28 protein-coding genes and 1 pseudogene are annotated in these 25,576 nt (G+C 60.7%); 15 read left to right on the top strand and 14 right to left on the bottom strand.

What is annotated here, in order from left to right; translation table 11 throughout:
• Positions 1–65 precede the first annotated feature (65 nt).
• Positions 66–1,004 (bottom strand): DMT family transporter, encoded by a 939-nt coding sequence (locus ACSPX5_RS11600; protein ID WP_439821745.1) that lies wholly within the window; start codon positions 1,002–1,004, stop codon positions 66–68.
• 85 nt (positions 1,005–1,089) lie between these two features.
• On the opposite strand from ACSPX5_RS11600, the gene ACSPX5_RS11595 reads away from it, so the two are divergent.
• From ACSPX5_RS11595 to ACSPX5_RS11585, 3 genes and pseudogenes are all read left to right on the top strand, one after another.
• Complete coding sequence (locus ACSPX5_RS11595; protein WP_169430750.1) at positions 1,090–1,653, top strand: helix-turn-helix domain-containing protein; 564 nt, start codon at positions 1,090–1,092, stop codon at positions 1,651–1,653.
• Between the two features lie 166 nt (positions 1,654–1,819).
• Positions 1,820–1,987, top strand: a pseudogene (locus tag ACSPX5_RS11590) (5,10-methylene tetrahydromethanopterin reductase); the annotation flags it as partial.
• Between the two features lie 59 nt (positions 1,988–2,046).
• A complete protein-coding gene (locus ACSPX5_RS11585; RefSeq protein ID WP_439821744.1) occupies positions 2,047–3,465 on the top strand; it encodes an FAD/NAD(P)-binding protein in 1,419 nt (472 codons plus the stop codon).
• Here ACSPX5_RS11585 and ACSPX5_RS11580 read toward each other — a convergent pair.
• From ACSPX5_RS11580 to ppnN, 3 genes are all read right to left on the bottom strand, one after another.
• A complete protein-coding gene (locus ACSPX5_RS11580) occupies positions 3,459–3,668 on the bottom strand; it encodes a hypothetical protein (RefSeq protein WP_134826386.1) in 210 nt (69 codons plus the stop codon). The two genes, ACSPX5_RS11585 and ACSPX5_RS11580, sit on opposite strands and share 7 nt — an antisense overlap.
• Before the next feature lie 282 nt (positions 3,669–3,950).
• On the bottom strand, positions 3,951–4,328 hold the full coding sequence (locus ACSPX5_RS11575; protein ID WP_439821743.1) for a hypothetical protein: 378 nt from the start codon (positions 4,326–4,328) through the stop codon (positions 3,951–3,953).
• A 391-nt stretch (positions 4,329–4,719) separates the two neighbouring features.
• On the bottom strand, positions 4,720–6,093 hold the full coding sequence (gene ppnN, locus ACSPX5_RS11570; RefSeq protein WP_169430747.1) for a nucleotide 5'-monophosphate nucleosidase PpnN: 1,374 nt from the start codon (positions 6,091–6,093) through the stop codon (positions 4,720–4,722).
• A 211-nt stretch (positions 6,094–6,304) separates the two neighbouring features.
• Here ppnN and ACSPX5_RS11565 point away from each other — a divergent pair, with 211 nt between their 5' ends.
• Positions 6,305–6,826 carry a DUF3087 domain-containing protein gene (locus ACSPX5_RS11565; protein WP_169430746.1) on the top strand — a complete coding sequence of 174 codons (522 nt, stop codon included), beginning with the start codon at positions 6,305–6,307 and terminating at the stop codon, positions 6,824–6,826.
• On the opposite strand, the gene ACSPX5_RS11560 is transcribed toward ACSPX5_RS11565, so the two are convergent.
• Positions 6,823–7,209, bottom strand: a complete 387-nt coding sequence (locus ACSPX5_RS11560) for a DUF2784 domain-containing protein (protein WP_169430745.1) — start codon at positions 7,207–7,209, stop codon at positions 6,823–6,825. The genes ACSPX5_RS11565 and ACSPX5_RS11560 overlap by 4 nt on opposite strands.
• A 154-nt stretch (positions 7,210–7,363) precedes the next feature.
• Here ACSPX5_RS11560 and ACSPX5_RS11555 point away from each other — a divergent pair, with 154 nt between their 5' ends.
• The 3 genes from ACSPX5_RS11555 to ACSPX5_RS11545 are packed head-to-tail and all read left to right on the top strand — an operon-like array spanning position 7,364 to position 8,570.
• Complete coding sequence (locus ACSPX5_RS11555) at positions 7,364–8,062, top strand: AzlC family ABC transporter permease (protein WP_169430744.1); 699 nt, start codon at positions 7,364–7,366, stop codon at positions 8,060–8,062.
• On the top strand, positions 8,062–8,373 hold the full coding sequence (locus tag ACSPX5_RS11550) for an AzlD domain-containing protein (RefSeq protein WP_164872179.1): 312 nt from the start codon (positions 8,062–8,064) through the stop codon (positions 8,371–8,373). Before ACSPX5_RS11555 ends, ACSPX5_RS11550 begins: the two co-directional genes overlap by 1 nt.
• A 50-nt stretch (positions 8,374–8,423) precedes the next feature.
• Positions 8,424–8,570, top strand: coding sequence for a hypothetical protein (locus ACSPX5_RS11545; protein WP_169430743.1), 147 nt, complete (start codon positions 8,424–8,426; stop codon positions 8,568–8,570).
• Positions 8,571–8,616: 46 nt separating this feature from the next.
• Here ACSPX5_RS11545 and ACSPX5_RS11540 read toward each other — a convergent pair whose 3' ends face one another.
• The 4 genes from ACSPX5_RS11540 to ACSPX5_RS11525 all read right to left on the bottom strand — a co-directional run bounded on the left by ACSPX5_RS11540 (position 8,617) and on the right by ACSPX5_RS11525 (position 11,777).
• Positions 8,617–8,889 carry a hypothetical protein gene (locus ACSPX5_RS11540; protein ID WP_439821742.1) on the bottom strand — a complete coding sequence of 91 codons (273 nt, stop codon included), beginning with the start codon at positions 8,887–8,889 and terminating at the stop codon, positions 8,617–8,619.
• Positions 8,890–9,157: 268 nt separating this feature from the next.
• Positions 9,158–9,838 (bottom strand): SOS response-associated peptidase, encoded by a 681-nt coding sequence (locus ACSPX5_RS11535; RefSeq protein ID WP_169430741.1) that lies wholly within the window; start codon positions 9,836–9,838, stop codon positions 9,158–9,160.
• Between the two features lie 51 nt (positions 9,839–9,889).
• Positions 9,890–10,729 carry an ABC transporter permease gene (locus tag ACSPX5_RS11530; RefSeq protein ID WP_439821741.1) on the bottom strand — a complete coding sequence of 280 codons (840 nt, stop codon included), beginning with the start codon at positions 10,727–10,729 and terminating at the stop codon, positions 9,890–9,892.
• Positions 10,730–10,790: 61 nt separating this feature from the next.
• Positions 10,791–11,777, bottom strand: a complete 987-nt coding sequence (locus tag ACSPX5_RS11525; protein WP_439821740.1) for an aliphatic sulfonate ABC transporter substrate-binding protein — start codon at positions 11,775–11,777, stop codon at positions 10,791–10,793.
• Between the two features lie 293 nt (positions 11,778–12,070).
• Here ACSPX5_RS11525 and ACSPX5_RS11520 point away from each other — a divergent pair, with 293 nt between their 5' ends.
• The 3 genes from ACSPX5_RS11520 to ACSPX5_RS11510 all read left to right on the top strand — a co-directional run bounded on the left by ACSPX5_RS11520 (position 12,071) and on the right by ACSPX5_RS11510 (position 14,416).
• Positions 12,071–13,018, top strand: a complete 948-nt coding sequence (locus ACSPX5_RS11520) for an ABC transporter substrate-binding protein (RefSeq protein WP_439821739.1) — start codon at positions 12,071–12,073, stop codon at positions 13,016–13,018.
• 133 nt (positions 13,019–13,151) lie between these two features.
• Complete coding sequence (locus ACSPX5_RS11515) at positions 13,152–14,051, top strand: polysaccharide deacetylase family protein (RefSeq protein WP_439821738.1); 900 nt, start codon at positions 13,152–13,154, stop codon at positions 14,049–14,051.
• A 122-nt stretch (positions 14,052–14,173) separates the two neighbouring features.
• Complete coding sequence (locus ACSPX5_RS11510; protein WP_169430736.1) at positions 14,174–14,416, top strand: DUF1652 domain-containing protein; 243 nt, start codon at positions 14,174–14,176, stop codon at positions 14,414–14,416.
• Position 14,417: 1 nt separating this feature from the next.
• On the opposite strand, the gene ACSPX5_RS11505 is transcribed toward ACSPX5_RS11510, so the two are convergent.
• Positions 14,418–14,780, bottom strand: a complete 363-nt coding sequence (locus ACSPX5_RS11505; RefSeq protein ID WP_169430735.1) for an NUDIX hydrolase — start codon at positions 14,778–14,780, stop codon at positions 14,418–14,420.
• A 219-nt stretch (positions 14,781–14,999) separates the two neighbouring features.
• Between ACSPX5_RS11505 and ACSPX5_RS11500 the strand changes: the two genes are divergently transcribed.
• Positions 15,000–15,188: a DUF2188 domain-containing protein gene (locus tag ACSPX5_RS11500; RefSeq protein ID WP_096820121.1), complete on the top strand. Its 189-nt coding sequence runs from the start codon at positions 15,000–15,002 to the stop codon at positions 15,186–15,188.
• Between the two features lie 57 nt (positions 15,189–15,245).
• On the opposite strand, the gene ACSPX5_RS11495 is transcribed toward ACSPX5_RS11500, so the two are convergent.
• Positions 15,246–15,485: a hypothetical protein gene (locus tag ACSPX5_RS11495; RefSeq protein ID WP_065259780.1), complete on the bottom strand. Its 240-nt coding sequence runs from the start codon at positions 15,483–15,485 to the stop codon at positions 15,246–15,248.
• Positions 15,486–15,712: 227 nt separating this feature from the next.
• Between ACSPX5_RS11495 and ACSPX5_RS11490 the strand changes: the two genes are divergently transcribed.
• Positions 15,713–16,048, top strand: coding sequence for a hypothetical protein (locus ACSPX5_RS11490; RefSeq protein WP_169430734.1), 336 nt, complete (start codon positions 15,713–15,715; stop codon positions 16,046–16,048).
• Between the two features lie 153 nt (positions 16,049–16,201).
• Here ACSPX5_RS11490 and ACSPX5_RS11485 read toward each other — a convergent pair whose 3' ends face one another.
• Positions 16,202–17,086, bottom strand: coding sequence for a LysR substrate-binding domain-containing protein (locus ACSPX5_RS11485; RefSeq protein WP_169430733.1), 885 nt, complete (start codon positions 17,084–17,086; stop codon positions 16,202–16,204).
• 159 nt (positions 17,087–17,245) lie between these two features.
• Between ACSPX5_RS11485 and ydiJ the strand changes: the two genes are divergently transcribed.
• Entirely contained in the window at positions 17,246–20,275 is a 3,030-nt protein-coding gene (gene ydiJ, locus ACSPX5_RS11480; RefSeq protein ID WP_439821737.1) for a D-2-hydroxyglutarate dehydrogenase YdiJ, read from the top strand.
• A gap of 115 nt (positions 20,276–20,390) precedes the next feature.
• A complete protein-coding gene (locus ACSPX5_RS11475; protein ID WP_439821736.1) occupies positions 20,391–21,560 on the top strand; it encodes a DUF1624 domain-containing protein in 1,170 nt (389 codons plus the stop codon).
• Here ACSPX5_RS11475 and ACSPX5_RS11470 read toward each other — a convergent pair whose 3' ends face one another.
• The gene (locus ACSPX5_RS11470; protein WP_439821735.1) at positions 21,561–22,466 is read right to left on the bottom strand and encodes a LysR family transcriptional regulator; all 906 of its coding nucleotides are present in this window, start codon (positions 22,464–22,466) and stop codon (positions 21,561–21,563) included.
• A gap of 106 nt (positions 22,467–22,572) precedes the next feature.
• Between ACSPX5_RS11470 and ACSPX5_RS11465 the strand changes: the two genes are divergently transcribed.
• Positions 22,573–24,105 carry an MFS transporter gene (locus ACSPX5_RS11465; RefSeq protein ID WP_439821734.1) on the top strand — a complete coding sequence of 511 codons (1,533 nt, stop codon included), beginning with the start codon at positions 22,573–22,575 and terminating at the stop codon, positions 24,103–24,105.
• A 48-nt stretch (positions 24,106–24,153) separates the two neighbouring features.
• Here ACSPX5_RS11465 and ACSPX5_RS11460 read toward each other — a convergent pair whose 3' ends face one another.
• Complete coding sequence (locus ACSPX5_RS11460; RefSeq protein ID WP_439821733.1) at positions 24,154–25,545, bottom strand: aldehyde dehydrogenase family protein; 1,392 nt, start codon at positions 25,543–25,545, stop codon at positions 24,154–24,156.
• Positions 25,546–25,576: the final 31 nt, after the last annotated feature.

Below are 25,576 nucleotides of genomic sequence, written 5' to 3'. Positions count from 1 at the left end.
CAGCTCCCGGATCGCCAAACGCGAGGATGTCTCTGAATCCTACAAAGTAGCCGTAAAACCCCCGTTCAGCCTTCGGTCTCGTGCTCCAATTCTTCCGTGACCGTTTGTGTCTCTTTACCTTTGGTCTTCAGTTCACTGACGATCACTGCCGCCACGATCAGTCCCGCACCCACCAATGCAATCGCTGGCAGACGCTCTCCGGCGATGCGCCCGACGATCCCCGCCCACACCGGCTCACCAGCGTAGATCAGGGTCGCGCGGGTTGGCGAAACACTTTTTTGTGCCCAGTTCATCGCCACCTGAATTGCCGCACTCATCGCGCCCAGGCCCAGGGCGGTGCTCAGCAACAACCACGAGAAGTCCGGAATCGTCTCTCCGGTCGGTACCACCATCAAAAACGACAGCACCGAAGTCGTCGCCAGCTGCACCACGGTTACGCGGCGCACATCGACCTGACCCGCGTAGGTGCTGATCAGAATGATCTCGGCCGCTATGGCAATGGCGCTGATCAGCGTGGCGATTTCACCAGGGCTGAAATTCAACGAAGCGCCGGACGGCCCCGACAGCAGCATCAGCCCGGTAAACGCCAGCATGATGCCGATGCTCGGCATCAAACCCGGGCGCCGGCCCAGCACCAGCCATTGCAACAGCGGCACGAACGGCACGTACAGCGCGGTGATGAACGCCGACTGACTGCTTGGGATACTCTGCAACCCAACGGTCTGCAAGCCATAACCGAGCAGGATCGCCACGCCGATAAAGGCGCCAGCCTTGAGTTCGAACAAGGTCAGCTCACGCAGGTGCTTCCAGGAGAACAGCGCAACAATGCCTGCGGCAGCGGCAAAGCGCAGACCGACGAAAAACATCGGGCCGCTGACGGTCATCGCGTGCTGCACCAGCAGAAAGGTGCCGCCCCAGAGCATGGTGATCAGCACCAGCACGCACTCGGCTTTGCTGAACCGGGAAAATCGCAGGGGAGTTTGAGTGGAGTTAGCTGACGTCATGACCTTGCGTACTTTTAAGGAGGGGACGCACAATGCGCCAAATGTTGCGCAGTATACTGCCCAACCCCAGCCAGTGAGCAATATAGTGCACAGAGATTCCGTTCAGCGGGCTTCGGTCCTGCAACACGTCAGCCAGAACGTCCGACGCCTGCGCCACGCCGCCGACATGAGTCAGACGGCCCTGGCGGAAAAGTCCGGGGTCAGCCGGCGGATGCTGGTGGCGATTGAGGCCGGCGAGAAGAATGTCAGCCTGACCACCCTCGACCGCGTCGCCGAAGCCCTCGAAGTGGCCTTCAGCGATCTGATCCAGGCCCCGGACAATCGCGATCCGGGTCGTATCAACGAACTCGCCTGGGCCGGCAGCATCCCCGGCAGCAAAGCCGTTTTGCTGTCCAAGGCCAACGCCACTCGCGCGGTGGAACAGTGGGAATGGTGCCTGCAACCGGGCGAGGTCTATCCCTCGCAACCGGACGCCGACGGCTGGAGCGAGCAGATTTTCGTGTTCGAAGGCTGCCTGACGCTGATGCTCGGCGATCAACCCCAACAGATCGCGGCCGGGGAGTTTTTCATGTTCGCCAGTAACCAACCGCACACCTATCGCAACGATGGGGACGTGGCCGCGCGGTTCGTGCGCAATGTGGTGATCTGACTGTTGCAGGGCCGACAGCGGATAAACAGTTTGCTTCACCCTGCGTGCAGACTGCTTTAAGTTGTTATCTCAATCTATTGATAAATAAATAATATATATTCAGGCATGACTCCTGCTAAGGGTTCTGGATCCTCATCCGGAAACCACGGAGTCGCCTCATATGCGGGTGCCGGCGTTGCAGAGGCGCGGTGTCTACAAGACCGAGTACGCGCCGGGGACCTTGCGCGAGAAACTGTTTGGCGAGGGGCCCAGGTTGCCGGAGATCTCTCCGGGCAGCGGGTATCGAAACCTGGGCGAGCTGCATCGGCAGGAGAAAAAAGTCGCGTCCGTCTAGACGCCTTCGCGGCGTCTGCACGACACTGACTTGAGCAAACCCTCAGCAGCGAGAACGGCATGACTCAAACCGATACGACCGCACTGCGTCACGCCGACATCCTGATTGTCGGCGGCGGCCTCAGCGGCACGATGTTGGCGGTGCAATTGCTGCGTTTGCCGGCGCGCAGAAAGATTCTGGTGGTCGAGCCCCGGGCCGAACTGGGCCGGGGCGAAGCGTACAGCGCGGTGGAACTGGGCCATACGCTCAACGGCAACGCGGCGCGGATGAGCGTCGATCCGGACAATGCCGATGATCTGACCCAATGGCTGACCGCTCACATTGCCGCTGGCGGTTGGCCGGAGTCGGATCAGCAGCATGTGCCGGTCAGCGAACTGTTTCCGCCACGGGGGCTGTTCGGTGTGTACGTGCAGCAGCGTCTGGCCGAAGCGCAGCAGGTGGGCGCGCAACACGGGTCGACGGTCGAGCATGTGCGCGCCGAAGTGGTCGATGTTCAGGCTGCCAGCGATTCCGTGCAGCTCACCTTGAATGACGGTCAGCAACTGCACGGCGCTTTTGCAGTGTTGGCGACCGGGATGTTCCCGGCTGCCCGCACCCCTCAAAAAGAATCCAGCGGCCTCAATGCAGCGGCGCTCGATCCGTGGGATGTCGCGGCCATGCGTCAGCTTGATCCGCAATCCACGGTGCTGATCATCGGCTCCGGCCTGACCATGGTCGATGCCGTGGTCTCGCTGGAACAGGCCGGGCATCGCGGGCCGATCGAGGTGTTTTCCCGGCACGGGCTGCTGCCCCATGTTCGACGACAGCCGCCGGCCTGGGCGGATTTCCTTGCCGAGGACCACGGTATTCGCTCACCACGTCAGCTATTGCGTGAGTTGCGCCGGCATTGCAAAGACGCAATCGCCCAGGGTATCGACTGGCAGGCGCCGCTGGACACGGTGCGCGCTCATATCGGTCGGCTGTGGAGCCAGGCGAGCGACGTGCAGCGCCGGCAGTTCGTGCGGCATGTGCGGCCGTGGTGGGAAAGTCATCACCATCGCTCACCGCCGCTGAGCGCGGAACTGGTCGAGCGTCTGCACAGTGAGGGGCGCCTGCAGATTCATGCCGCTTCTTATAAAGGACTTGAACAGGTGTCGGGCGCAGGCGTCGGTATCCGCATCCGTCGTCGGGGCGAAAATGAAACTTGCGTGGTGCAAGGCGCGGCGCTGATCAATTCCAGTGGTATCGAATACGATTGGCGCCGGGTCGATCGGCCTTTGCCGCAGCAGTTGCTGGCCCGTGGGCTGGTGCAACCGGGGCCGTTGGCGCTGGGGATCGCGGCGGCAGAGGACGGTGCGGTGCTGGATGCGCAGGGAAAGGTGTCACAACGACTGTTCGCGATGGGCCCGCCACTGAGAGGGATGTGGTGGGAAAGTACGGCGGTGACCGATGTTGCATCGCAGGCCAAGGCGTTGGCCACGCGGCTGGTGGCTCAATAGTCGTAGGCGAATCCGGAATCGTTTTGCGCGACGTAAAGATTCTGCTCCACACTGCCGCGGGCCTCACGGTCAATGCCAACGGTGTCGACATTCACGGTACCGGTCATGGCGACAGCTGGCCCGTGGCCATGTGCGCTGGCGATTGCGGCGGAAGTGGCACCGATCAGAGCGACGATAAACCCAAGGGCAATGAAATCTTTCATGGGTCTGTACCAGAAAGTGGGAGGAAGGTGACTGCCACTTTAGGGCGACCGGCGCCAGAAGAAAAAACACCTTTTCAGATAGTTGTTATCAAAGACGTTGATGCGTGATCAGCGCGGCACGTTGATCCGGCCCAGGCGATCGGCCTCGCGCAGGCTGCGTACCGGTGGCTGTCGTGGGGAAACCGCGGGGCTTTTGTGTCAGAGAACAAGACTTATCGGTAGTGATCGCTGCGGGGGGGCAGAGCGCCCCCGGCAGGAATCGACAACAGCCGGTACAAATGATCAGTAGCGCTGGTACTTGGAACCGAACTCGGGACGGTTCTCGGCGACCAGCACGCTGCGGGCGGAACGTTCGCGCAACTCCTGCAAGCGATCGGCACCACCCTCGGCGACGCGCTCACGCAACTCCTGCAAGCGGTCGGCGCCGCCTTCAGCCAAGCGCTCACGCAACTCCTGCAAACGGTCGGCGCCACCTTCAGCCACCCGCTCACGCAGTTCCTGCAAGCGATCCGCTCCACCTTCGGCAACGCGATCCTTCTGCAGGTTTTCCGAGCCGTATTCGGCGATCAGCGGCTGGGAGCTGGCGGATGCCAGGTCGGCCAGGGCCAGGCCGCCGAGCAGGCTGAGTGCGAGTACCAGGGATTTAGAGGACTTGAACATGGTGCTTCTCCTTGCGTTTGAGATGAGTGAGCCAGTGCTTTCTGGTGGGTTCATTCAACCGCGAGGGTGTATCGCTGATATGTGGTGATGGGGCCCGAAAACACGGGTTACGTATCTGCGCGACGAATTTATACAGAGCGATACAAATCCATCAGGATTCGGCGCCCGTTTCCAGGCCGAGGACGCGGTCGGTCTGGTCGTCGCGGGCGGTGAGCATCAGGATCGGGATGTGGTGGGTTCACACTCTTTTTGTGGAAGCGAGCTTGCTCGCGAAAGCGGTCTGTCAGTCAACAATGATGCTGAATTCGATGGCGCCTTCGCGGGCAAGCCCGCTTCCACAATGTTGTGGGGTGCCCTGAAGAACGGGTTTTCAGGGCTTGTACTTTGATGGTCAGGACACCACGCGATAGCACGGCACATACGCCGCGCCGCCCGGCAGTTTCATCCGGTGCTGGGCGACGAAGGCTTTGAGCAGCAGATCGAGGGGCTGCATGATCGCGGCGTCACCACGGATCTGGTACGGCCCGTGTTCCTCGATCAGGCGGATGCCCTTGTCCTTGACGTTGCCGGCGACGATCCCGGAAAACGCGCGGCGCAGGTTGGCCGCCAGTTCATGGGGTGGCTGGTCGCGGTGCAGCTTGAGGTTAGCCATGTTTTCGTGGGTCGGATCGAACGGGCGCTGGAAGCCTTCGTCGATCTTCAGCAGCCAGTTGAAGTGGAACGCGTCGGCGCGTTCGCGGCGGAACTGCTTCACGGCTTTGAGGCCCGCGGTCATCTGCCGAGCCACTTCGACCGGGTCGTCAATGATGATTTCGTAGTGCTGTTTCGCTGCCTCGCCAAGGGTGGCGGTGACGAAGGCGTCCAGTTGTTCCAGGTACGGCGCGGCGTGTTTCGGCCCGGTCAGGATCACCGGAAACGGCAGGCCGGCGTTGTCCGGATGCATCAGGATGCCCAGCAGGTACAGGAATTCTTCGGCAGTGCCGGCGCCGCCCGGGAAGATGATGATGCCGTGGCCAACGCGGACGAAGGCTTCCAGGCGTTTTTCGATGTCTGGCAGGATCACCAGCTCATTGACGATCGGGTTCGGCGCTTCGGCGGCGATGATGCCTGGCTCGGTCAGACCGAGGTAACGGCCACCGTGAATCCGCTGCTTGGCGTGGGCGATGGTCGCACCTTTCATCGGGCCTTTCATCACGCCGGGGCCGCAGCCGGTGCAGATGTCGAGGCTGCGCAGGCCCAGTTCGTGGCCGACTTTCTTGGTGTATTTGTATTCTTCGGTGTTGATCGAGTGGCCGCCCCAGCACACGACGATCTTCGGCTCGACGCCCGGGCGCAGGGTGCGTGCGTTGCGCAGCAGGTGGAAGACGTAGTCGCTGATGCCCTGGGAAGTGCTGAGGTCGATGCTCAGGGCGTCGAGTTCGTTTTCGGTGTAGACGATGTCGCGCAGGGCGCTGAACAGCATTTCCCGGGTACTGGCGATCATTTCGCCGTCGACGAAGGCGTCGGCCGGGGCGTTCAGCAGTTCCAGTCGCACGCCGCGATCCTGTTGGTGGATGCGGATTTCGAAGTCCTTGTAGGCTTCCAGAATGGTTTTTGCGTTGTCGACATGGGCGCCGGTGTTGAGGATGGCCAGGGCGCACTGGCGGAAGAGGGTGTAGGTGCTGCCGGTTCCGGCCTGGCTCAGTTGCTGAACTTCACGTTGGGAAAGGGTTTCCAGGCTGCCTTTTGGGCTGACCGAGGCGTTGATTACGTGTCGTTGGGTCATGCAGTGATCCTTAAAACGATGTCATTGCCGGCTGGCCAATGGCATCCGAATAGAGTGTATCCATGAATGAAGATGGCACGATCTGCGTGGTATCGCCATGTCCCCCGCTGGACGATGAAAAGATGAAAAGGAGCTCCAGCATAGCTAAATCCGCCTCAGAGGCGATAATGCGCCAGCCTCTTTTTATTTCAAGCTATGGAAGCCTGTCGCGATGTTCGAGATTCAACCGATCGATGCCATTACCTATCGCCAGCAGACCCGGCGCAGCACGCTGATCATCGCGGTGTTGTTCCTGGTGTTGGCGATGGCATTCTCGACCGTGGCGGTGGCGCTGTTCGGCGAGCCGGGCGGGGATAATCTGCGGTTCAATGTTGGCGGGGTATTCGGCGCATTCCTGCTGACGGCGGCGTTGCTGCGCGGGCGTTTCTGGAACCAGACCTGGATGGCCCCGGCGGTATACGGCTGGCGGCTAAAGCGCAGCCTGATGAGCGTCACCAACGTCATGCATCAGGTGACGGCGGCGGTTGAGGCGGGCGATCCGACTGCGATGAAGGTGCTGCGTTTTTATCACCTCGGCCTGACGCAAATGCATGAACTGGACGGCAACTCCAGCGATCACGCGCAATTGAATCGGGAAGTCGAAGCGCACAAGACACGGATGCAGGCGCTCGGTCTGGACACCGATCAGACGCGCCTCGATCCGGCCTGGCTGGACGCTTTGAAAGCGCGCTAAAACGGAATGCGTGCGGCGCGACGCAGTTGCCACTGGCGGATCAGGCGCCCGTAGACGAGCAGGTTGATTGCGAGTACCACGCTGCCCAGCGCCAGTTGAATCTGTGGGGTAAGTCCCGCCGGGTAGATGATCGGCCAGACGTAATGCTCGATGAAACCGCCGGCATATTCGGTTTGCCCGGCGGCGTGGCGCATCAGGTTTTCCCAATAGGTCAACGGGCAGGTCAGGTGCAGTACCTCGACCATCACGCCCCAGGTGGCGGCCGGCAGATGTAGCCAGGCCACTCGATGCCACTTGAGCACCAGCAGCCCGCCGAACAGCACGAACAGAATGAACGAAAGGTGAAACAGCACCAGCCCGTCGGCGGCAATTCGATACAGCATGTCGTCTCCCTGACGCAGATGTGAATGGCTGCAATGGTACGCCGGTCGGCGGCTCATGGCAGGGCGAATTCTCGCAACTGCGCAAGATTGTTCAAGCCAGCCGATGGCGTTTGCGGGCAGAGTCCGGGGTCTTGTCTCACGGTTGAAGAGTGTTATGTCTGACTCATTAATGCCGCGCAGTGCCTTTCTTCGCGGAGCCGCGGCGATCATGCCGCTATCCCTGGCAACTGCGCCGTGGGGGCTGTTGGCCGGCTCCATGGCGATCGAAGCCAACCTCACGCCGCTGCAAGGGCAGGGCTTGTCCACCATCGTGTTTGCCGGTGCCGCGCAACTGGTGGCGATCGGCATGCTCAAGGGCGGCGCGGGGATTTTCTCGATTCTGCTGACCACGCTGTTGCTGACTTCGCAGCATTTGCTTTACGGCATGAGCATGCGCCACGTGATTTCGCCGTTGCCGGGGCGCTGGCGTGTCGGCCTTGGTTTTCTGCTCACTGACGAACTGTTCGCCCTGACCAGTCAGCACGACCGTCAGCAGTTCAACCGCTGGTACGCCCTCGGCGTCGGCCTGACGTTCTACATCGCGTGGAACCTCTTCACCCTGGCCGGCATCGTTCTGGGCAGCAGTATTCCGGGGCTTGAGCACCTGGGGCTGGACTTCTCGATTGCCGCCACATTCATTGCACTGATCACACCCGTGGTGCGCAATGTGCCGACAGTGGTGTGTGTGGCGGTGTCGCTGTTCTGCTCGGTGTTGTTCAGTTACTGGCAGTGGGGTTCGGCGCTGGTGCTGTCGGGACTGGCGGGAATGATGGCGGGGTTTGTCTGCAACAAGCTGTATCGGGAGCGCACATGATGGTCTGGGCAGTGATTTTCGGCATGGGAATTCTGGTGTTCCTCAACCGCTACGTATTTCTCGAACCTCGATTGCCGGTGCGCTTGAGCAGCAACGCACGACAATTTCTGGGTTTCGCCGTACCGGGCATGTTGACCGCGATTTGTGGACCGATCGTGTTCATGCCGGACAAACAGCTGAATCTGCAGTGGGACAACCCTTATCTGCTGAGTTCGTTAGTGGCCATCGGACTGGTGATCTACACACGCAATACGTTGCTCAGCATGCTATTGAGCATGGCGTTCTTCTTCCTCTTGCGCTGGTGGCTATAAGTTGCGGGTGTTCTACGCTTGAAAGATGACTTTCAGATAGCGAGGTGAACATGGCAACCGAGCAGAAACGTCCCGAAGAAGATGAAGAACCGAGCGAAGAAGAGATCGAGCGGGAGAAACACAAGGAGCAGACCTGGAAACACGACGACAGCCGCGAGTTGTCCGATCGTGACCAGGAACGTCCTCTCAAGCCCTGAACCCTGCAACGAAAAAGCCCCGCGAGTGCGGGGCTTTTTCGTTTCATCAAAGCTCTTCCAGCTGTGTGAAGTCGGGGTGTGCGGCCCGATAACCCAAGGTCTTGTCGATCCAGGCATTCAGCTCGTTGACCATCACTGGCGGGTGGCAGGGATAGCTTTCGAGGGTGGCGCGCAGGATGCGGTCGATATCGGGTACGTCACGCAGGTTTCGAGTCTTGATGTAGTGGCCGATAAAACAGTCGAGTTGAAAGCGTTCTGTCGTGGACAGATGAATACACTCCAGGCCGGTGACCTGTTTGATTGCAAAATCGTCGCGCAACTTAGTTCTCTGCAAGGCTTGTTAAGTTTGTGGGGTATTCCTGGTTTTGCTGACTCTTTGGTCAACTGGTATGCCAAAAGGAAATGCGGCGCGCATGCTATCCGTAGTGTTTGTAAATGTATGTATGACGGTTGAAATGTCAGACAGGCGGTTAGTTCAATCAAACGACTGTTTATGTTGAATGTTTCGCGTTTGAAACACCGGGTGTAACGCGCAGGATTCAATTCGTGGATTCCTGCGCTTGATAACGCACCGCATCGGCATTTATTTACGTCACCGCTTCAATCAATTCCGCACCCTGATTGCGGGAGTTGCCCACCGCTTTGCCGACTTTGTGCCATTGGAACGCTTCGCTGGGTTCGGCTTCGAACAGCAACATCTGCTCGGCGCGTTCGGTGGGCGTGGCGGGATCGAGCCATTCCTGCACCCGTTCGGCGCGCAGCACGATCGGGCGCCGGTCATGCACATCGAGCAGGCCGCCTTCGCTGTTGGCAGTGATGATGACGAAGCCGTCGTCTTCCCGTGGAGGTTCGCCGGGTGTCGGAAACTGGCCGATGGCGGCGCAGAAAACCGGTTGATGATCGGCGCGACGAATCAGCCAGGGCTGGCGGCTTTTGTCGGGGGCGTCGACCCATTCGAACCAGTTGTCGACCGGCACGATCAGCCGATGACGCCAGATCGCTCGAAAGAACGGCCCGTGGGCGACTTTTTCCACCCGCGCGTTGATCGGCGCGGCGCGATCCTTGGCCCAGTGCGGGCGCCAGCCCCACCGCAGATTGTCGGCGTATAGCCGTTGTTGGTGCTGATGGAGGATCGCCAGTGACGTGGTGGGTGCGGCGTTGTAATGCGCCAGCGGTGCGTCGCCGACGTGATTGATCAGCGCATCGGGAATGCTCAGCACCGCAACGAAATCGTGGATGCCGCGGTATTGCGAAAGTCTTCCGCACATCGGCCGAACCTCCGGCGAACACTGCCTGAAGGTTCAGCTTAGTTGTGCGGATCAGTCCTTGCTGCCCTGGCCACTGAAGGTATCGCGCCAGGCCAGCCATCGACGTTCGAGGGCGGCGAGCAGGCCGTCGCTGATTTTGCCCAGTAGCGCCAACACGATTATCGCCGCCAGCACGATGTCCGGTCGCGAGGTTTCGCGCCCGTCACTCAACAGGTAGCCCAAGCCCTTGGTCGCTGCGATCAGTTCGGCCGCCACCAGAAACATCCACGCCAGACTCATGCCGCTGCGCAGCCCGGTGAACAGGCCGGGCAGGGCGGCGGGCAGCAGAATCCGGCGCACCAGTTGCAGGTGAGTGAAACCATAGATGTGGCCGACTTCCACCAATTTGCGGTCGATGTTACGGATCGCCGCGACCACGTTGACGTACACCGGGAAGAAAGCGCCAATGGCGATCAGGACGATTTTCGAGGTCTCGTCGATGCCCAGCCATAAAAGCAACAGCGGCACCCAGGCCAGGCTCGGGATCGAACGCAACGCGGCAAAGGTCGGTTCCAGGTACGCTTCGGCCTCCCGGCTCAGGCCGACCCATGCCGCAAATACCAGGGCAAGGCTTGCACCAATGGCAAACCCGATCAGCACGCGAATCAGGCTGGCGCCGATGTGTTTCCACAGTGCGCCTTCGGCCAGATCGGTGAGGGTCAGGGCGACTTCGCTCGGTGCAGGCATCTGATAGGACGGCAGCCAGCCGATGCGCACGATGATCTCCAGGGCGATCACGATCAGCAGCGGCAGGGCCAGCCCCTTCAGACGCCGCTGCCAGAGCGGATTCAACGGCCGGGGTTGCGGGCGCGGCAGCGACACGGCGAGGCGGGCGGGCAGGTCATTGCTCATGGACGGTACTCCGCTCACGACAAATCCGCGTCGGGCGCGGATTTGTCGCGAGCCTGATCGGTTACTGGGCGGCGGCGACTTGCTGGAAACCGGTGTCGATCAATTGATCGATCACCTGATCGACATTCACTCCACGGCGCACCAGCTCTTCGGAGACCAGAATCGGCGCGGCGGCTTTCGAGGCGAGCACGTCCTTCGCCGTCAGTTGCGGACTGCCGAGGTCGGTGCGCGACAGTTGCAGCCTGGCCACGTCCAGCGGCAGGCCGGATTCGCTGGCGAGCAACTTGGCCAGCTCGTCCGGGTTCTTCACCGACCACTCGCGGGCCTGTTCGTAGGCCTTGATCACCGTGTCGATGGTTTGTGGATGTTCCTTGGCGTATTGCTCGGTGACGCTGATCACGCCGTAGCTGTTGAAGTCGCGATTGCGGTACAGCAGGCGTGAGCCTGCCTGTACCTGGCTGGCGGCCATGTGCGGATCGAGTCCGGCCCAGGCGTCGACGTCGCCTTTCTCCAGGGCGGTGCGGCCGTCCGGGTGTTGCAGGTGCACCAGTTCCACATCGTCTTTTTTCAGCCCGGCCTGTTGCAGGCTGCGCAAGGTGAACAGGTACGGATCGGTGCCTTTGGTGGCGGCGATTTTCTTGCCCTTGAGGTCGGCAACGGTCTGGTACGGCGAGTTCTTGCGCACCACCAGCGCGGTCCATTCGGCGCGGCTGTAGACGTACACCGATTTGATCGGGCTGCCGTTGGCGCGGCTCAGCACGGCGGCAAGACTGGCGGACGAAGCGAAGTCCACGCCGCCGCTGTTGAGGTACTCCAGCGAACGGTTGCTGCCCTGGCTCAACACCCAACTGACCTTGCTCTGAGGCAGGGCCTTTTCCAGATAGCCCAAATGCTTGAGCGCCAGGCTGACCGGCGAGTAATAGGCGTAGTCCAGATGCACTTCGGCGGGTGGCGATTGCTCCGCCTGGGCGAAAGGTTGCAGGCTCAGGGCCACAGCGCAGGCCGCGAGCAGGGTTTTGACTCGGGAAAACGGTAAAGGGGATTTCATGGGCACGCTCCGGCAAGGCAACAGGTTCTTATGTCAAAAAAGATATTTTTATCGAATGCTTCCTGCATGAATGGAATATTGCAGGCTCTGTGCCATACGCCTTGAACGCCGTGTTTACGGGGTTTTCAGAGGGTTTGTGCGCTTTGAACTGTTGCAGGACAAACACTGTGCCGCGCCACTGTTGCCAGACAGACAGCGTTCATCGACAGTGCTGAGCTTATGCGCTAATCGAATTTCAAATTAGATTTGTAAGAGCGTTATGGTCTATAAAAATCCCCTTTGCAGGACTCGCCATGAAGCTCTCCCGTTTCCTACGCGCTGCGTTGACCAGCGCATTGTTTGCCACGCCATTGACCTACGCTGCTGATCCCTTGGTCCTGCATGTCGGTGACCAGAATTACTACAACATCCGCGCCTCGGTAGAAGCGTCCGGCGTCTTGAAGGACGCGCCTTACACCGTCGACTGGAAACACTTCCAGGCCGCCGCACCGCTGGCTGAGGCGTTGCAGACCGGTTCGCTGGACCTGGGCTTTCTCGGCGATTCGGGCTTTCTGTTCCTCGCTGCCAAGCAGGCGCCGGTAAAACTGATCGGTGTGTCACGGCAGAACCCGGACACCATCGCTCTGTTGGTGCCCAAAGATTCGCCGGTGAAAACCATCGAGGACCTGAAGGGCAAGAAAGTCGCCTACTGGCCGGGTGCCTGGAGTCAGCAGTTGACCCTGCGAGCGCTGGAGCAGGGCGGCCTGCCGGAGAACTACGTCGAATTCGTCAAACTGATGCCGATCGACGCCGCCGCGGCTTTGCCTCAGGGCAGCATCGATGCTTTCCCGGTGTGGGAGCCGTACATTTCCCAGCAGATCGTGTTCTCAGGCGCACGACCGATTCTGACCGCAAAAAACCTCATGCCGGGCTTGAGCGCCATCGCCGCTTCCGCGCCGTCCATCGACAGCAAGCGTGAGGCGATTGCCGACTTTCTTGGGCGCCTGAAACAGGCCCGGGCGTGGGTTGACAACCATACCGACGAATACGCGGACCTGTGGGCGAAGAAGGCCAATCTCGATCAAGAGGTCTCGCGGCACTGGTTGCGCCAGGCGCACATGACCGTCGGTCCGGTGGATCAGCAAGCCGCTGCCGATCTGCGAGGCACCGCGGACTTCCTGTTCAAGGTCAAGGCGCTGCCGGCTCCACTGGCCACGGCAGGCATTATCGATACCTCGTTCCAGCAGGCATTGGCGCACTGAGTGAGCACTGGAACAAAACCCTGTTATCTTTATCCAACCTCGGCCCATTTCGGTGGGTCGCAGGGAGGCAGCAGCGGCGAGGGAGTTTTGCCAATCGACAACGTGACCGCAACGGTCGGGCTCAAGGCAAAACATGAAACTCTGGTTCAAGCTTTTCTGCGCTGTAGCCATCATCAGCGGGCTGGCGGGGTGTATTGCGGCCCCTATCGAAATGACTGAGCAGACCCGATCGCGTCTGGATGCGCAGGCTCCGGTGAAATTTCTGCTGACCTTCGATGACGGTCCCAGTGCCTCGAGTTTCTACAATCCGACCGAAACCGTACTCGACAGTCTGAAAGACAACCCGCTGCAGCCTGATATCAAAGCGGTGTTTTTCGTCCAGACCCGTGCGCCAAGGGCCGGCAACAGCGAGATCGGCCGGCGGCTCATGCATCGCGAACACGATGAAGGTCACATTCTGGGTTTTCATACGGCGACCCACTGGCACACCAACCATCGCTCGCTTGATCCGCAGGAACTCGAAACGTCACTCACCAATGGCACGGCGGACATCGCGGCGATCACCGGCGCGCCTCCGGTGCTGCTGCGTCCGCCATTCTGGAATTACGACAAACGTACGTTCGCGGCGTATCAGAAACATGGTCTGCATGTGTTACTGACCGATCTGAGCGCCAATGACGGCAAGATCTGGGGCTTCAATGCCAGCCCACGGCGTCGGGCGAACCTGTTGCGTCAGCTGTCGCAAGTGCGTGAGCGAATCGCCCTCGGTGAATTGCCGACGGTGGACGGGGTGATTCCGGTGGTGGTGACGTTCCATGACCTCAACCGCTATACCGCGCGACATGCCCGCGAGTATCTGCAGATTCTGCTCGACAGCGCCGCAGCCACCGGCGTGCGCCTGGCGGACAAACCGTTCTACGACGATCATGCGCTGCTGGAAAAAGCCGCGCTGGCGCGTACGGTGCAGAAGAGTTCGGACCCGGTTCGGCTGCCGGGAATCTGGAACTGGATCTGGGGCCGCGACGCCAATTGAGTGTGCCGATTCAAAGATGTGAAGCGCTTGGCATTTTTTCGCTGTCTGCCGCTCGCGCAAGGTCGAAACGCTCATCTATGCTCAATGGGTCGACCGCTCCTTCGCCCACGAGGCGTCCACCCATGCTTGCCATTGCCGACATTTGCCGCATCGTCGAATCCGGCTTTTCGCCCCTTTGCTGTGATTGCACGGAAACGGGGCAGGGGCTGTTGCAGATCAAGGTTTACGAACCTGACAGCGGGCGGGTCGATCTGCTGCTCAACGGCGTATCGCCGGAACATCTGGTCACCATTCGTGACATCTCCAACTTCATCGGTGAGTTGCGCACTGAAATGAGTGCCGGGCGCCGGGCGTTCGCCGGCTGACTCAGAGGCGGCGCTGAAAGGCCCGGACGATTTGCAGCGTCGCGTCGCTGACACTCAGGTTCTGCACTGCGTCCAGCGGATGCCAGATGCAATCGACGATTTCGTTCTGCGGCCGGACTTCTTCAATATTCAGCACCGATGCCTCATAGACATGGTGGCGGGTGCTGCCGGCCTCCAGCTCCATCAGATACAGCAAGCCATCGGCGAGCAGGCCGGTTTCTTCCTCAAGTTCGCGTGTCGCGGCGTCAACCCTGGCCTCGCCGGGCTCGACCTTGCCGCCCGGCAAGTTCCAGCGGCATCGGGGTTTGCGTACCAGGAGAATGTGTCGATCCTGTTCGCAGATGATGGTTGCACGTACTTTCATTTGTTACTCGGTTGCCGAATGTCATGATTCTGTCATGAAAATGCAATATTCACGCCGTGCCTTGGTTTAGGCGCCCTTTTGATGTCAGAGTGGTCGAAAAACGCAAAAGTGCCAGACACTTGACGCCGAATTGGGCGACGTCTGGTCGGCACGCGGTGGCGAACCCGGTGTAAGGTGAAAATGTGCAGTTGGACTATCGATAGTCGACAGGAGGTGCCTATGAGCATGGCGATACTGAACAGAATGCACATGAATGGCTATGACGTACTGAGTGTGAACAACGGCCCGTGGCGGGTCTGCACGCAGGGTGATCGACTGGCGTCTTTCGCCAGCCGAGAGGAGGCGCTGGCGTATGCCGCTGCACTTCCGGGTTACAAGAGCCGCACGCACGGCCGCAAGACAGGTTGAAGGCCTGCAATGAAAAAGCCCCGGTTGTCCGGGGCTTTTTTGTTGCAGGATCAAGGGTCAGTGGACTTTCGTTCGGCTGATGGCGCGGGCTTTTACTTCCCTGGCATAGAGCTGCAGACGTTCCTCGTCACTTTGCAGCACCTCGCAGGATCTGAGCACCGTCTGCGCATCCGCCTCGTTGCCGGATTTGCGCAATTGCTCGGCAATGCGCTTGAGGTCGACTGCCGACCATCGCAGGTCTGATGCAACACTTTGCAGGTCACGCTGAAGTTCATGTTCGTATTCATTGAGCCGCATGATCACCTCCGGAACATTCTCGGTAGAAAATAGTAGCCGCATTTTCGCAAGAGAGGGCAAGGGCGATCGGTCACCGGGCCGAATGGCTGTGAATCGACTGCCATTGGTCGGAGCGGTTCACGTCGAAAGCGGGAAAAGCCCGGGTTTCGGGGCGCGAGCATTGCGCCACGATGGATGTTCAAACAGTAACAGGGTAAATTCGCGACTTTTCAGATGAAGGATTCTTTATGCGGATGTTGATCGGGGGCCTGATGATGGCCGCGTTGGCTGGTTGTTCTCTGCCGGCGTCACTCGTGCCGGGCGAACCGAACTTCAGCAAGATCAGTGGCAAGGCTCCCAAGGAGTACGCCGCCTGCGTGCTGCCGTTGTGGCAACAGGATATCTCCAAGACATCCCAGGTCGCGATTTCCAATGGTTACAGGATCACGGCGCCAAGCATCGTCACTGCCGACGAGATTCTCGATATCGTGAAGTACAAGGATGGCAGCCGTGTGTCGCTGTACCAGGGGCCGCCATGGGCCAAGTCCGGCTCGCTGCGCAAATCGGTGCGCGATTGCCTTTGACGGCCATGCTGTCGATATGAAAAAAGCAGAAAGCGTGTGAGCGTTTTCTGCTTTTTTTTGCCTGTCAGTCGGTGATGTCGGTAAGCGGAATGCTCGTTTACACGGTGGGTTGCGCAGCAGAAACGTAATCCACCCGAACATCGCTCATTCAACTCAGAGCGTCTGTACCAGCCAATCCCGAAACGCCTTCAGCGACGCCAGCGATTCATTACGCGCCGGATACACCAAGTAGTAGCTGCGCCGACTGCTGATCGGCTCCCCCAGTTGCACCAACTCACCGTTGTGCAGTTCATCCTCCACCAGAATCCTCGGCACCAGTCCGATGCCGATATTGGCGCGCACGGCCTGGATCAGGTGCGAGGTCATCTCGAAGCTGGGACCGATGCGCATGCTGCGATGGGGCAGGGCGTGATGACTGAACCATTCACTCCACGCCTGGGCATTGCTGCTGACGTTGAGCAGCAGTTGCCCGGCGATATCCTTGTCGGCAGCCAGACGTTCGGCATCGGACAGCTGCGTACTGGCGATCACCACCAGTTCTTCGGTGTGCAGGCGGTGGGCGGTCAGCCCCGGCCAGTCACCGCCGCCGACGTAAATCGCCGCGTCGATCTCGCTGGTGTCGAAGTCGATGGCTTCGATGCGTGAATGCAGGTGCACAGTCATGCCGGGGTGCGCGGTGTAGAAATCCTTCAAGCGTGGCAGCAGCCATTTTGAGCCGAAGGTTGGCAGGGTCGCCAGGCGCAGGCTGTGAATGCCCGAGCCAAACGCCATGGCTTGCAGCGTTGCGCTGCGAATCTGCCCGAGGGCTTCGGACAATTCACGCTGATACATACGCCCGACGTCGGTAAGGACCACCCGTCGGCCTTCGCGGCTGAAGAGGCGCATGCCAAGCATCTTTTCCAGGATCTGCACCTGACGACTGACCGCGCTTTGGGTCAGCGACAGTTCGTGAGCGGCGCGGGTGTAGCTTTCATGGCGTGCGGCGGCTTCAAACGCCAGCAGCAACGACATCGAGGGAGTAAGGGTTCGCGGATTCATTCGTTTTAGTCATGGATTGCGGGTCGATTTTACGGTTGTCCCGGCATCGCTCTGCAATGAACATAAGGCCTATGAGATGGCGGGAGCGTGACGCAATCATTCCTTGCGCACAACTGTTCACCGCCACACGGCCCGTTTTTGACCGAGATTGCCCTCCCGATGATTGCCCAGCTGTCGCCTTCCACCACGCTGAACACCGACTACCAACAGTTTCTCAAAGCCCTTGAAACCAGCGGCTTTCGTGGCGAAATCAGTGCCGACTACGCCAGCCGCGTGGTGCTGGCCACCGACAACTCGATCTATCAGCGCTTGCCGCAAGCGGCGGTATTCCCGCGTGACGCCGACGACGTGGCGCTGCTGGCCCGTCTGATCGCCGAACCGGCGTACAAGAAAGTGGTGATCACCCCTCGCGGCGGCGGCACCGGCACCAACGGCCAGTCTTTGACCGACGGTATCGTCGTCGACCTGTCGCGGCACATGAACCGCATCCTCGAAATCAACGTTGAACAGCGTTGGGTGCGGGTGCAGGCCGGTGTTGTGAAGGATCAACTGAACGCCGCGCTGAAATCCGCCGGGCTGTTTTTCGCTCCGGAACTGTCGACCTCGAACCGCGCCACCGTTGGCGGCATGATCAACACCGACGCCAGCGGCCAGGGCAGTTGCACCTACGGCAAGACCCGCGACCACGTGCTGGAACTGCACATGGTCCTGCGCGGGGGCGAGCGCTTGCACGGCCGCCCACTTGAAGAAAGTGAGCTGGCAGCGGAATGCGCCCGTGAAGGCCGGGCCGGCGAGGTGTATCGCTGTGCGCGGCAGATCATCGATGAGCAGGGCGAACTGATCCGCGAAACCTTCCCCGATCTCAACCGCTGCCTGACCGGCTACGACCTGGCGCACCTGCGCGAGGCCGACAACCGTTTCAACCTCAACAGCGTGCTGTGCGGTGCTGAAGGTTCGCTGGGGTTTGTGGTCGAGGCCAAGCTCAACGTCTTGCCAATCCCCAAGCACACCATGCTGGTGAACATTCGCTATGGCGGCTTCATGGACGCGTTGCGTGATGCCCGCGCGTTGATGGCACTCAAGCCGCTGTCGATTGAAACCGTGGACTCCAAAGTGCTGTTGCTGGCGATGCAGGACATCGTCTGGCACGGCGTCGCCGAATACTTCCCGGAAAGCGCTGAGCGGCCGACATTGGGGATCAACCTGGTGGAGTTCTGCGGCGACGATCCCGAGGAACTGAGAGGCCGGGTCGAGGCTTTCGTCCAGCACCTGGGCACCGACGCCACGGTCGAGCGCCTCGGCCACACGCTGGCCGTCGGGCATGCGGCGGTGAATCGCGTCTATGGCATGCGCAAACGCGCAGTGGGTTTACTCGGCAACGTTGCCGGTGAAGCGCGGCCGCAGCCGTTTGTCGAAGACACCGCCGTGCCACCGCAACACCTGGCCGAATACATCGCCGAACTGCGTGACCTGCTCGACAGCCATCAATTGCAATACGGCATGTTCGGCCATGTCGATGCCGGCGTGCTTCACGTACGGCCAATTCTCGACATGAAAGACCCGCAACAAGCCGCGCTGGTGCGACCGGTGTCGGACGGCGTCGCCGCGCTGACCCAGCGTTACGGTGGCCTGCTGTGGGGCGAGCACGGCAAAGGCCTGCGCTCGGAATACGCGCCGGCCTTCTTCGGTGATTTGTACCCGGCGTTGCAAGCCTTGAAGGCGGCGTTCGATCCGTTCAACCAGTTCAACCCCGGCAAGATCGCCACGCCGGATATTCCCGGCGCTGCATTGCTGAAGATTGACGAAGTGACCCTGCGCGGCGAACTGGACCGGCAGATCGACGAGAAAGTCTGGCAGGACTACGGTGCAGCGATGCACTGCAACGGCAACGGCGCCTGCTACAACTTCGATCCTGACGATGCGATGTGCCCGTCGTGGAAAGCCACTCGCCAGCGTGCGCAGTCGCCAAAAGGCCGCGCCTCGCTGATTCGCGAATGGCTGCGTTTGCAGGGCGAGGCGGGTGTCGATGTGTTGTCCGATGCCAGTCGCCGTCCGCCGTTTTTCAGTACGTTGCTGCATCGCTGGCGCAACAGCCGTGCGCAGGAGCACGACTTCTCCCACGAGGTGTACGACGCCATGGCCGGCTGCCTGGCGTGCAAGTCCTGCGCGGGGCAATGCCCGGTGAAGGTCAACGTGCCGGACTTCCGTTCGCGGTTTCTGGAGCTGTATCACACGCGTTATCTGCGGCCGGCTCGGGACTATCTGATTGCCTCGCTGGAGTACACGATTCCGTACATGGCGCGGATTCCGTTTCTTTATAACGGTCTGATGGGCGCTTCGTTCAGCCGTGGTCTGATCGAGCGTCTTGGTGGAATGGTCGATGTGCCGTTACTCAGTCGTTTCGATTTCCACGCGGCGATGCGCCGCTGGCAGGTTCAGCCGGCGTCGGTCGAGGTGCTGTCGGCGCTGACACAGGCGCAACGCGAGCGCAGTGTGGTGCTGGTGCAGGACGCGTTCACCCGGTATTTCGAAGCACCATTGCTGGCGGATCTGATCGAGCTGATTTCGCGACTGGGCTATCAGGTGTATCTGGCGCCGTTCAGTGCCAACGGCAAGCCGCTGCACGTGCAGGGTTTCCTCTCGGCGTTCAATCGTGCGGCGTTGCGCAATGCCGGGCAACTGCACGCACTGGCCGAAATGGGCGTGCCGCTGGTGGGGCTCGACCCGGCGATGACTCTGGTTTATCGCCAGGAATACCTGAAAGTGCCGGGGATGGAAAAATGCCCGGAGGTGGCGCTGGTGCAGGAGTGGCTGCTCAACGTCATGCCGGAGCCAGTCGATCGGTGCCGTGAGGAAACCTTCCGTCTGCTGGCGCACTGCACCGAGAAAACCAATGCGCCCGCCGCGACCCGGCAATGGGAGCAGGTGTTCGAACGGGTCGGCCTGAAGCTGACGACGCAGGCCACCGGTTGCTGCGGAATGTCCGGCACTTACGGGCACGAAGCGCGCAATCGCCAGACCTCGGCGGTGATTTACGAGCAGTCCTGGGCGAAGCAGATCGAGGCTCCGGTGGAGAAGGGCGAGGCACTGGCCACCGGGTATTCCTGCCGCAGTCAGGTCAAGCGCCAGGCCGATCAACAGTTGCGCCATCCGTTGCAAGTCGTGCTGGAAACCCTGCGTACAGCGTGATCGCTGTTTGAGAATCGCTGGCGATTGGATCGGTTTTTCATGTTATAAGGTAACGCAAATTATGCGGCCGCTTTCGGGCGGCTGCATCGATCAACCTTTCGATTGCGATACCCCCATGACGATTGCGGTTCCCCGTTCTGCCCCCTCGGCGACTGGCCGGTTGCTGTCCATTGATGCGCTGCGTGGCCTGGTGATTCTGTTCATGTTGCTCGATCACGTGCGCGAAACCTTTCTGCTGCATCGTCAGGTGTCCGATCCGATGGACATTGCCAGCACAGAGCCGGCGCTGTTCTTCAGCCGCACTTTGGCGCATTTGTGCGCGCCGGTGTTCGTGCTGCTGACCGGATTGTCGGCGTGGCTGTTCGGCGAGAAGTACGACGGCAAGGCTGACGTCAGTGCCTTTCTGTTCAAGCGCGGACTGTTTCTGGTAGCGCTCGAATTCACCCTCGTGAATTTCGCCTGGACGTTCCAGCTGCCGCCGACCGCGATCTACCTGCAAGTGATCTGGGCCATCGGCCTGAGCATGATCGCGTTGTCGCTGCTGGTCTGGTTGCCACGCTGGCTGTTGTTGATGCTGAGTCTGGCGATCATCGCCGGGCATAACCTGCTCGACGGACTGCACTTCGCAACGGAGTCGGTGCTGCATGTGCCGTGGGCGATCCTGCATGACCGCGGCTGGATCGAAGTCGGCGAGAGTTTGCGTTTGCGCACGTCGTACCCGTTGCTGCCGTGGATCGGCGTGATCGGTCTGGGTTACGCGCTGGGGCCGTGGTTCGCACGTGCGGCCGATGCAGGCGTGCGGCAGCGACGTTTGCTGATCGTTGGCATCGCCGGGCTGGTGGGTTTCGTGGTGCTGCGACTGGTCAACGGTTACGGCGAGAAACCGTGGTCGATCAATGACAGCAGCCTGCAAACCCTGATGAGTTTTTTCAACATCACCAAATACCCGCCGTCGATGTTGTTCATCACGCTGACAGTGAGCGTCGGGCTGCTGCTGTTGCTGGTGTTCGAGCGTGCACAGGATCGACGCTGGATTCGCTGGCTGACCGTGTTCGGTTCGGCGCCGATGTTTTTCTACCTGCTGCACCTGTATGCATTGAAGGTGCTGTACCTGATCGGCGTGGCGTTGTTCGGGCTCAATCAGGGCAGCTATTTCGGGTTCTCGTCGGTGACGGCGGTGTGGTTGGCGGCAATGCTGCTGGCGGTCGCGCTGTTTCCGGCGGTGCGCTGGTTCTCGGCATTGAAGTCTCGGCGACGTGACCTCGCCTGGTTGAAGTACCTGTAGCTAGCCCGTTTTGCTGTGGCGAGCGTTGCGGGCAAAATCGATGAAGGCCTTGAGCGGCGCCGGTACATGGCGTCGGCTCGGATAATACAGATGCAGCCCGGGATAGTACGGGCACCAGTCCGCCAGCACCTGCACCAGACGCCCGGCGGCGAGGTGTTCGCTGACCATGTCTTCGAACACATAAGCCAGTCCCAGCCCTTGCAGCGCGGGGCCGACCATCAGGCTGACATCGCCCAGGGTCAGCGGGCCGTTGACGTCGATTTCCTGTTCAATGCCATCACGTTCGAATTCCCAGCGGTACATCGAACCACTCGGGAACCGATGGCGGATGCAGGGCAGGGCATGCAGCTCTTCAGGTTGCTGCGGCGCAGGATGTCGCTGGAAAAACGCCGGCGAACCGACCACCACTGAACGCAGGTTCGGCCCGATGGGCAGCGACACCATGTCCGCCTCCAGCCGGTTGCCGAAACGCACGCCGGCATCGAACCCGGCGGCGACGATATCCAGCAGCGCATCGCTTTCGACCACTTCCAGACGAATGTCCGGGTAGGCCTGCAGGAACTCGCTGGCAATCGGCAGCAGCACCAGTTCGCACGCCTGGCGCCCGGAGGTGATGCGCAGGTTGCCCGAGGGTTTGTCGCGAAAGTGGTTGAGGTCTTCAAGCGCATCTTCGATATCGCGAAATGCCGGTTTCAATCGCGCGTAAAGCCGTTCGCCGGCCTCGGTCAGGGCCACGCTGCGGGTGGTGCGATTGAACAGGCGTACGCCCAGGCGATTTTCCAGAGCCCGCAACGAGTGGCTCAACGCTGAAGGTGTCAGGCCCAGATCCACCGCCGCACGGCTGAAATTCAGATGTTGGGCGATGCTCAGAAAGATCGACAGATCCGCCGTGGACGGATTTTTCATTAGTGAGCACCTTTCATAAAGTCATGTAATTTTGTTGGGATTATCGCATCAATGGAACGGCTTTAAAGTCGCATCAAGCCTGATTTTCTATTCATTGGATGAACCCATGACAACTGTCTCCCAATACCCTGGCGAGCGCGACAAGCTGCTGATCCTCGCGGCCATTTGCCTGTCGGCACTGGTCCTTCCGTTAAGTTTTACCGGTGGCGCGGTCGCGACGCCGGCCATGGGGCGTGACTTGGGCGGCAGCCCGGTGGCGCTGACCTGGATCACCAATGCATTCATGTTGTCGTTCGGCAGTCTGCTGATGGCGGCGGGGGCCTTGGCTGACGTTTATGGGCGTAAACGCCTGTTCACCGGCGGCATGCTGTTGTTTACCGCAGCGTCGATTGCCCAGAGCCTGGCGCCTTCGGTGGTCTGGCTGGATGTGTTGCGGGCGATCCAGGGCGTGGCCGGGGCGGCGGCGCTGGCCAGCGGTTCGGCGGCGCTGGCGCAGGAATTCGAAGGCCATGCGCGCACCCGTGCCTACAGCATGCTCGGCACCACGTTTGGCATCGGTCTGGCGTTTGGGCCGCTGGTGGCCGGGGCGTTGATCGAGGCGTTCAACTGGCGTGCAATCTTTGTCTTCACCGCACTGATCGGCGTGATCGCGATGGTCTTCGGCCTGCCGCGCATGCGTGAAACCCGCGACCCCGACGCCAGCGGTCTCGATTGGCCGGGCACCGTGACGTTCAGCTCGATGCTGGCGCTGTTCACGTTCGGTGTGATCCAGGCTCCCGAAAACGGCTGGGGGAGTCCGTTGGTGGTCGGTCTGTTGGGCGCTTCGGCGCTGTTGCTGGCACTGTTTGTCATGATCGAAATGCGTGTCAAACGTCCGATGCTAGATCTGACGCTGTTCCGTTTTCCGCGCTTTATCGGCGTGCAGATGCTGCCGATCGGCACCTGCTTTTGCTACATCGTGCTAGTGGTCATGCTGCCGTTGCGCTTTATCGGCGTCGAAGGCTTGAGTGAAATCGATGCCGGTTTGCTATTGCTGGCGCTGTCGGCACCGATGCTGGTGGTGCCGATGCTGGCAGCATCGATGACCCGGTTTGTCTCGGCGGGTCTCTTGTCGGGCGTTGGTTTTTTGATTGCCGCCGTGGGTCTGCACTGGCTGAGCCTGTACAACGTCGGCGAGCCGAAATTCGCGCTGGTGATGCCGATGGTGTTGATCGGGATCAGCGCGGGCCTTCCGTGGGGCTTGATGGATGGACTGTCGGTCAGCGTGGTGCCGAAAGAACGGGCCGGCATGGCGGCCGGGATTTTCAACACGGTGCGGGTGGCGGGTGAGGGGATTGCACTGGCCAGTGTCGCGGCGATTCTTGCCTCGCTGCTGCATACCGATCTGCAAGCCGTGGCCAGCGGTGCAGACACCGCGCTGATTGCGGAGACGGCGCACCGGGTGACCACCGGCGACATGGCCCATGCGATCAACACGGTTCCGGGCCTGGCCAATGAACGTCTGGTGCAGGGCTACGCCTCGGCGTTCCAGTATCTGCTGCACATCCTGACGATCATCACGCTGGTGTCGGCGGCTGTGGTGCTGGGACTGTTGAGCAAGGATCGGACGGTGTCGGAACCCCGACAGGCTGCGGCATAAATGAAAAAGCCCGGAAGCGCAAAACGCTTCCGGGCTTTTTTCAATGGATCAGCGGCGATCCAGCCACACGGTCTGCGCATTGCAGAACTCGCGCACGCCGAAGTGCGACAGCTCGCGGCCGAAACCGCTTTTCTTCACGCCGCCGAAGGTCACGCGCGGGTCGCTGGCGGAGTAGCCGTTGATGAACACGCCACCGGTTTCCAGTTCGCTGGTCAGTTGTTGGGCCAGGGCGACGTTGGCGGTGTAGATCGTTGCAGTCAGACCGAACTCGCTGTCGTTGGCCAACGCCACGGCATGGGCGCAGTCGCGAGCGGTGATGATCGAGGCCACCGGGCCAAACAGCTCCTGCTTGAACGAGGTCATGCTGTCGGTGACGTCGGCCAATACGGTCGGCTCGTAGTAGTTGCCCGAACCCTCTACTTTGCCGCCGCCGAGCAGCAGGGTGGCGCCTTCCTCCAGGGTGTCGCGCACTTGTTGATCCAGTTCGTCACGCAGGTCGAAACGGGCCATCGGGCCGATGTAGTTGTCGGCGGACAACGGATCGCCCATCTTTAACTGGCGGGTGGCTTCGACGAATTTGCGGGTGAATTCTTCGACCACGCCTTCTTCGATGATCAAGCGTTTGGCGGCGGCGCAGACCTGGCCGGAGTTCTGGTAACGACCGATCACTGCCGCTTGCACGGCTTCGTCGATATCGGCGTCGTTGAGCACGATGAACGGATCGGAGCCGCCCAGCTCCAGCACGCATTTTTTCAGTGCGGCACCGGCCTGTGCGCCGATGGCCATGCCGGCGCGGACGCTGCCGGTCAGGGTCACGGCGGCGATGCGTGGATCGGCGATGGCGGTGGACACGCCTTCCGGGGTGACGTTGATCACTTCAAATACGCCATCGGCAAAACCGGCGCGGGTGAAGACGTCGCGCAGCAGATAGGCGCTGCCCATCACGTTCGGCGCATGCTTGAGCACGTAAGTGTTGCCGGCGATCAGCGCCGGGACGGCGCCACGCAGCACTTGCCAGATCGGGAAGTTCCACGGCATGACGGCGAGGATCGGCCCCAGCGGACGGTATTCGATGCGCGCCTTGCCGCCTTCGACCAGGGTCGCTTCGGCGTTGAGCATGGCCGGGCCGTGTTCGGCGTACCACTCGCAGAGCCTGGCGCATTTTTCGATTTCGCCACGGGCCTGGGCGATCGGCTTGCCCATTTCTTGAGTAATCATGGTCGCCATGGCCTCGCTGCTGTCACGCAGAGCGCCGGCCAGCGCGGTCAGGGCATGGGAGCGGTCCTGCAGCGGCTTGCGTTTCCATTTTCCGAAGCCGAACGCGGCACGGGTCAGTGCGGCGTCGAGGGCTTCAGCGGATTCGAAGGCGTAGTGACCGATCTGTTCCCCGGTGGCGGGGTTGATCGAGATGGCGTGGGTCTGGCTGGAAATCGGGCTCATGGCATCGTCCTGCGAAGTCAGTGGATGCGCT

This window comes from Pseudomonas sp. HLG18 (assembly GCF_051903985.1).
In the GTDB taxonomy this organism is placed as follows: domain Bacteria; phylum Pseudomonadota; class Gammaproteobacteria; order Pseudomonadales; family Pseudomonadaceae; genus Aquipseudomonas; species Aquipseudomonas fluorescens_BT.
The sequence above is the reverse complement of the archived record's forward strand: the minus strand, read 5'-3'. Positions and strand labels throughout refer to the sequence as shown.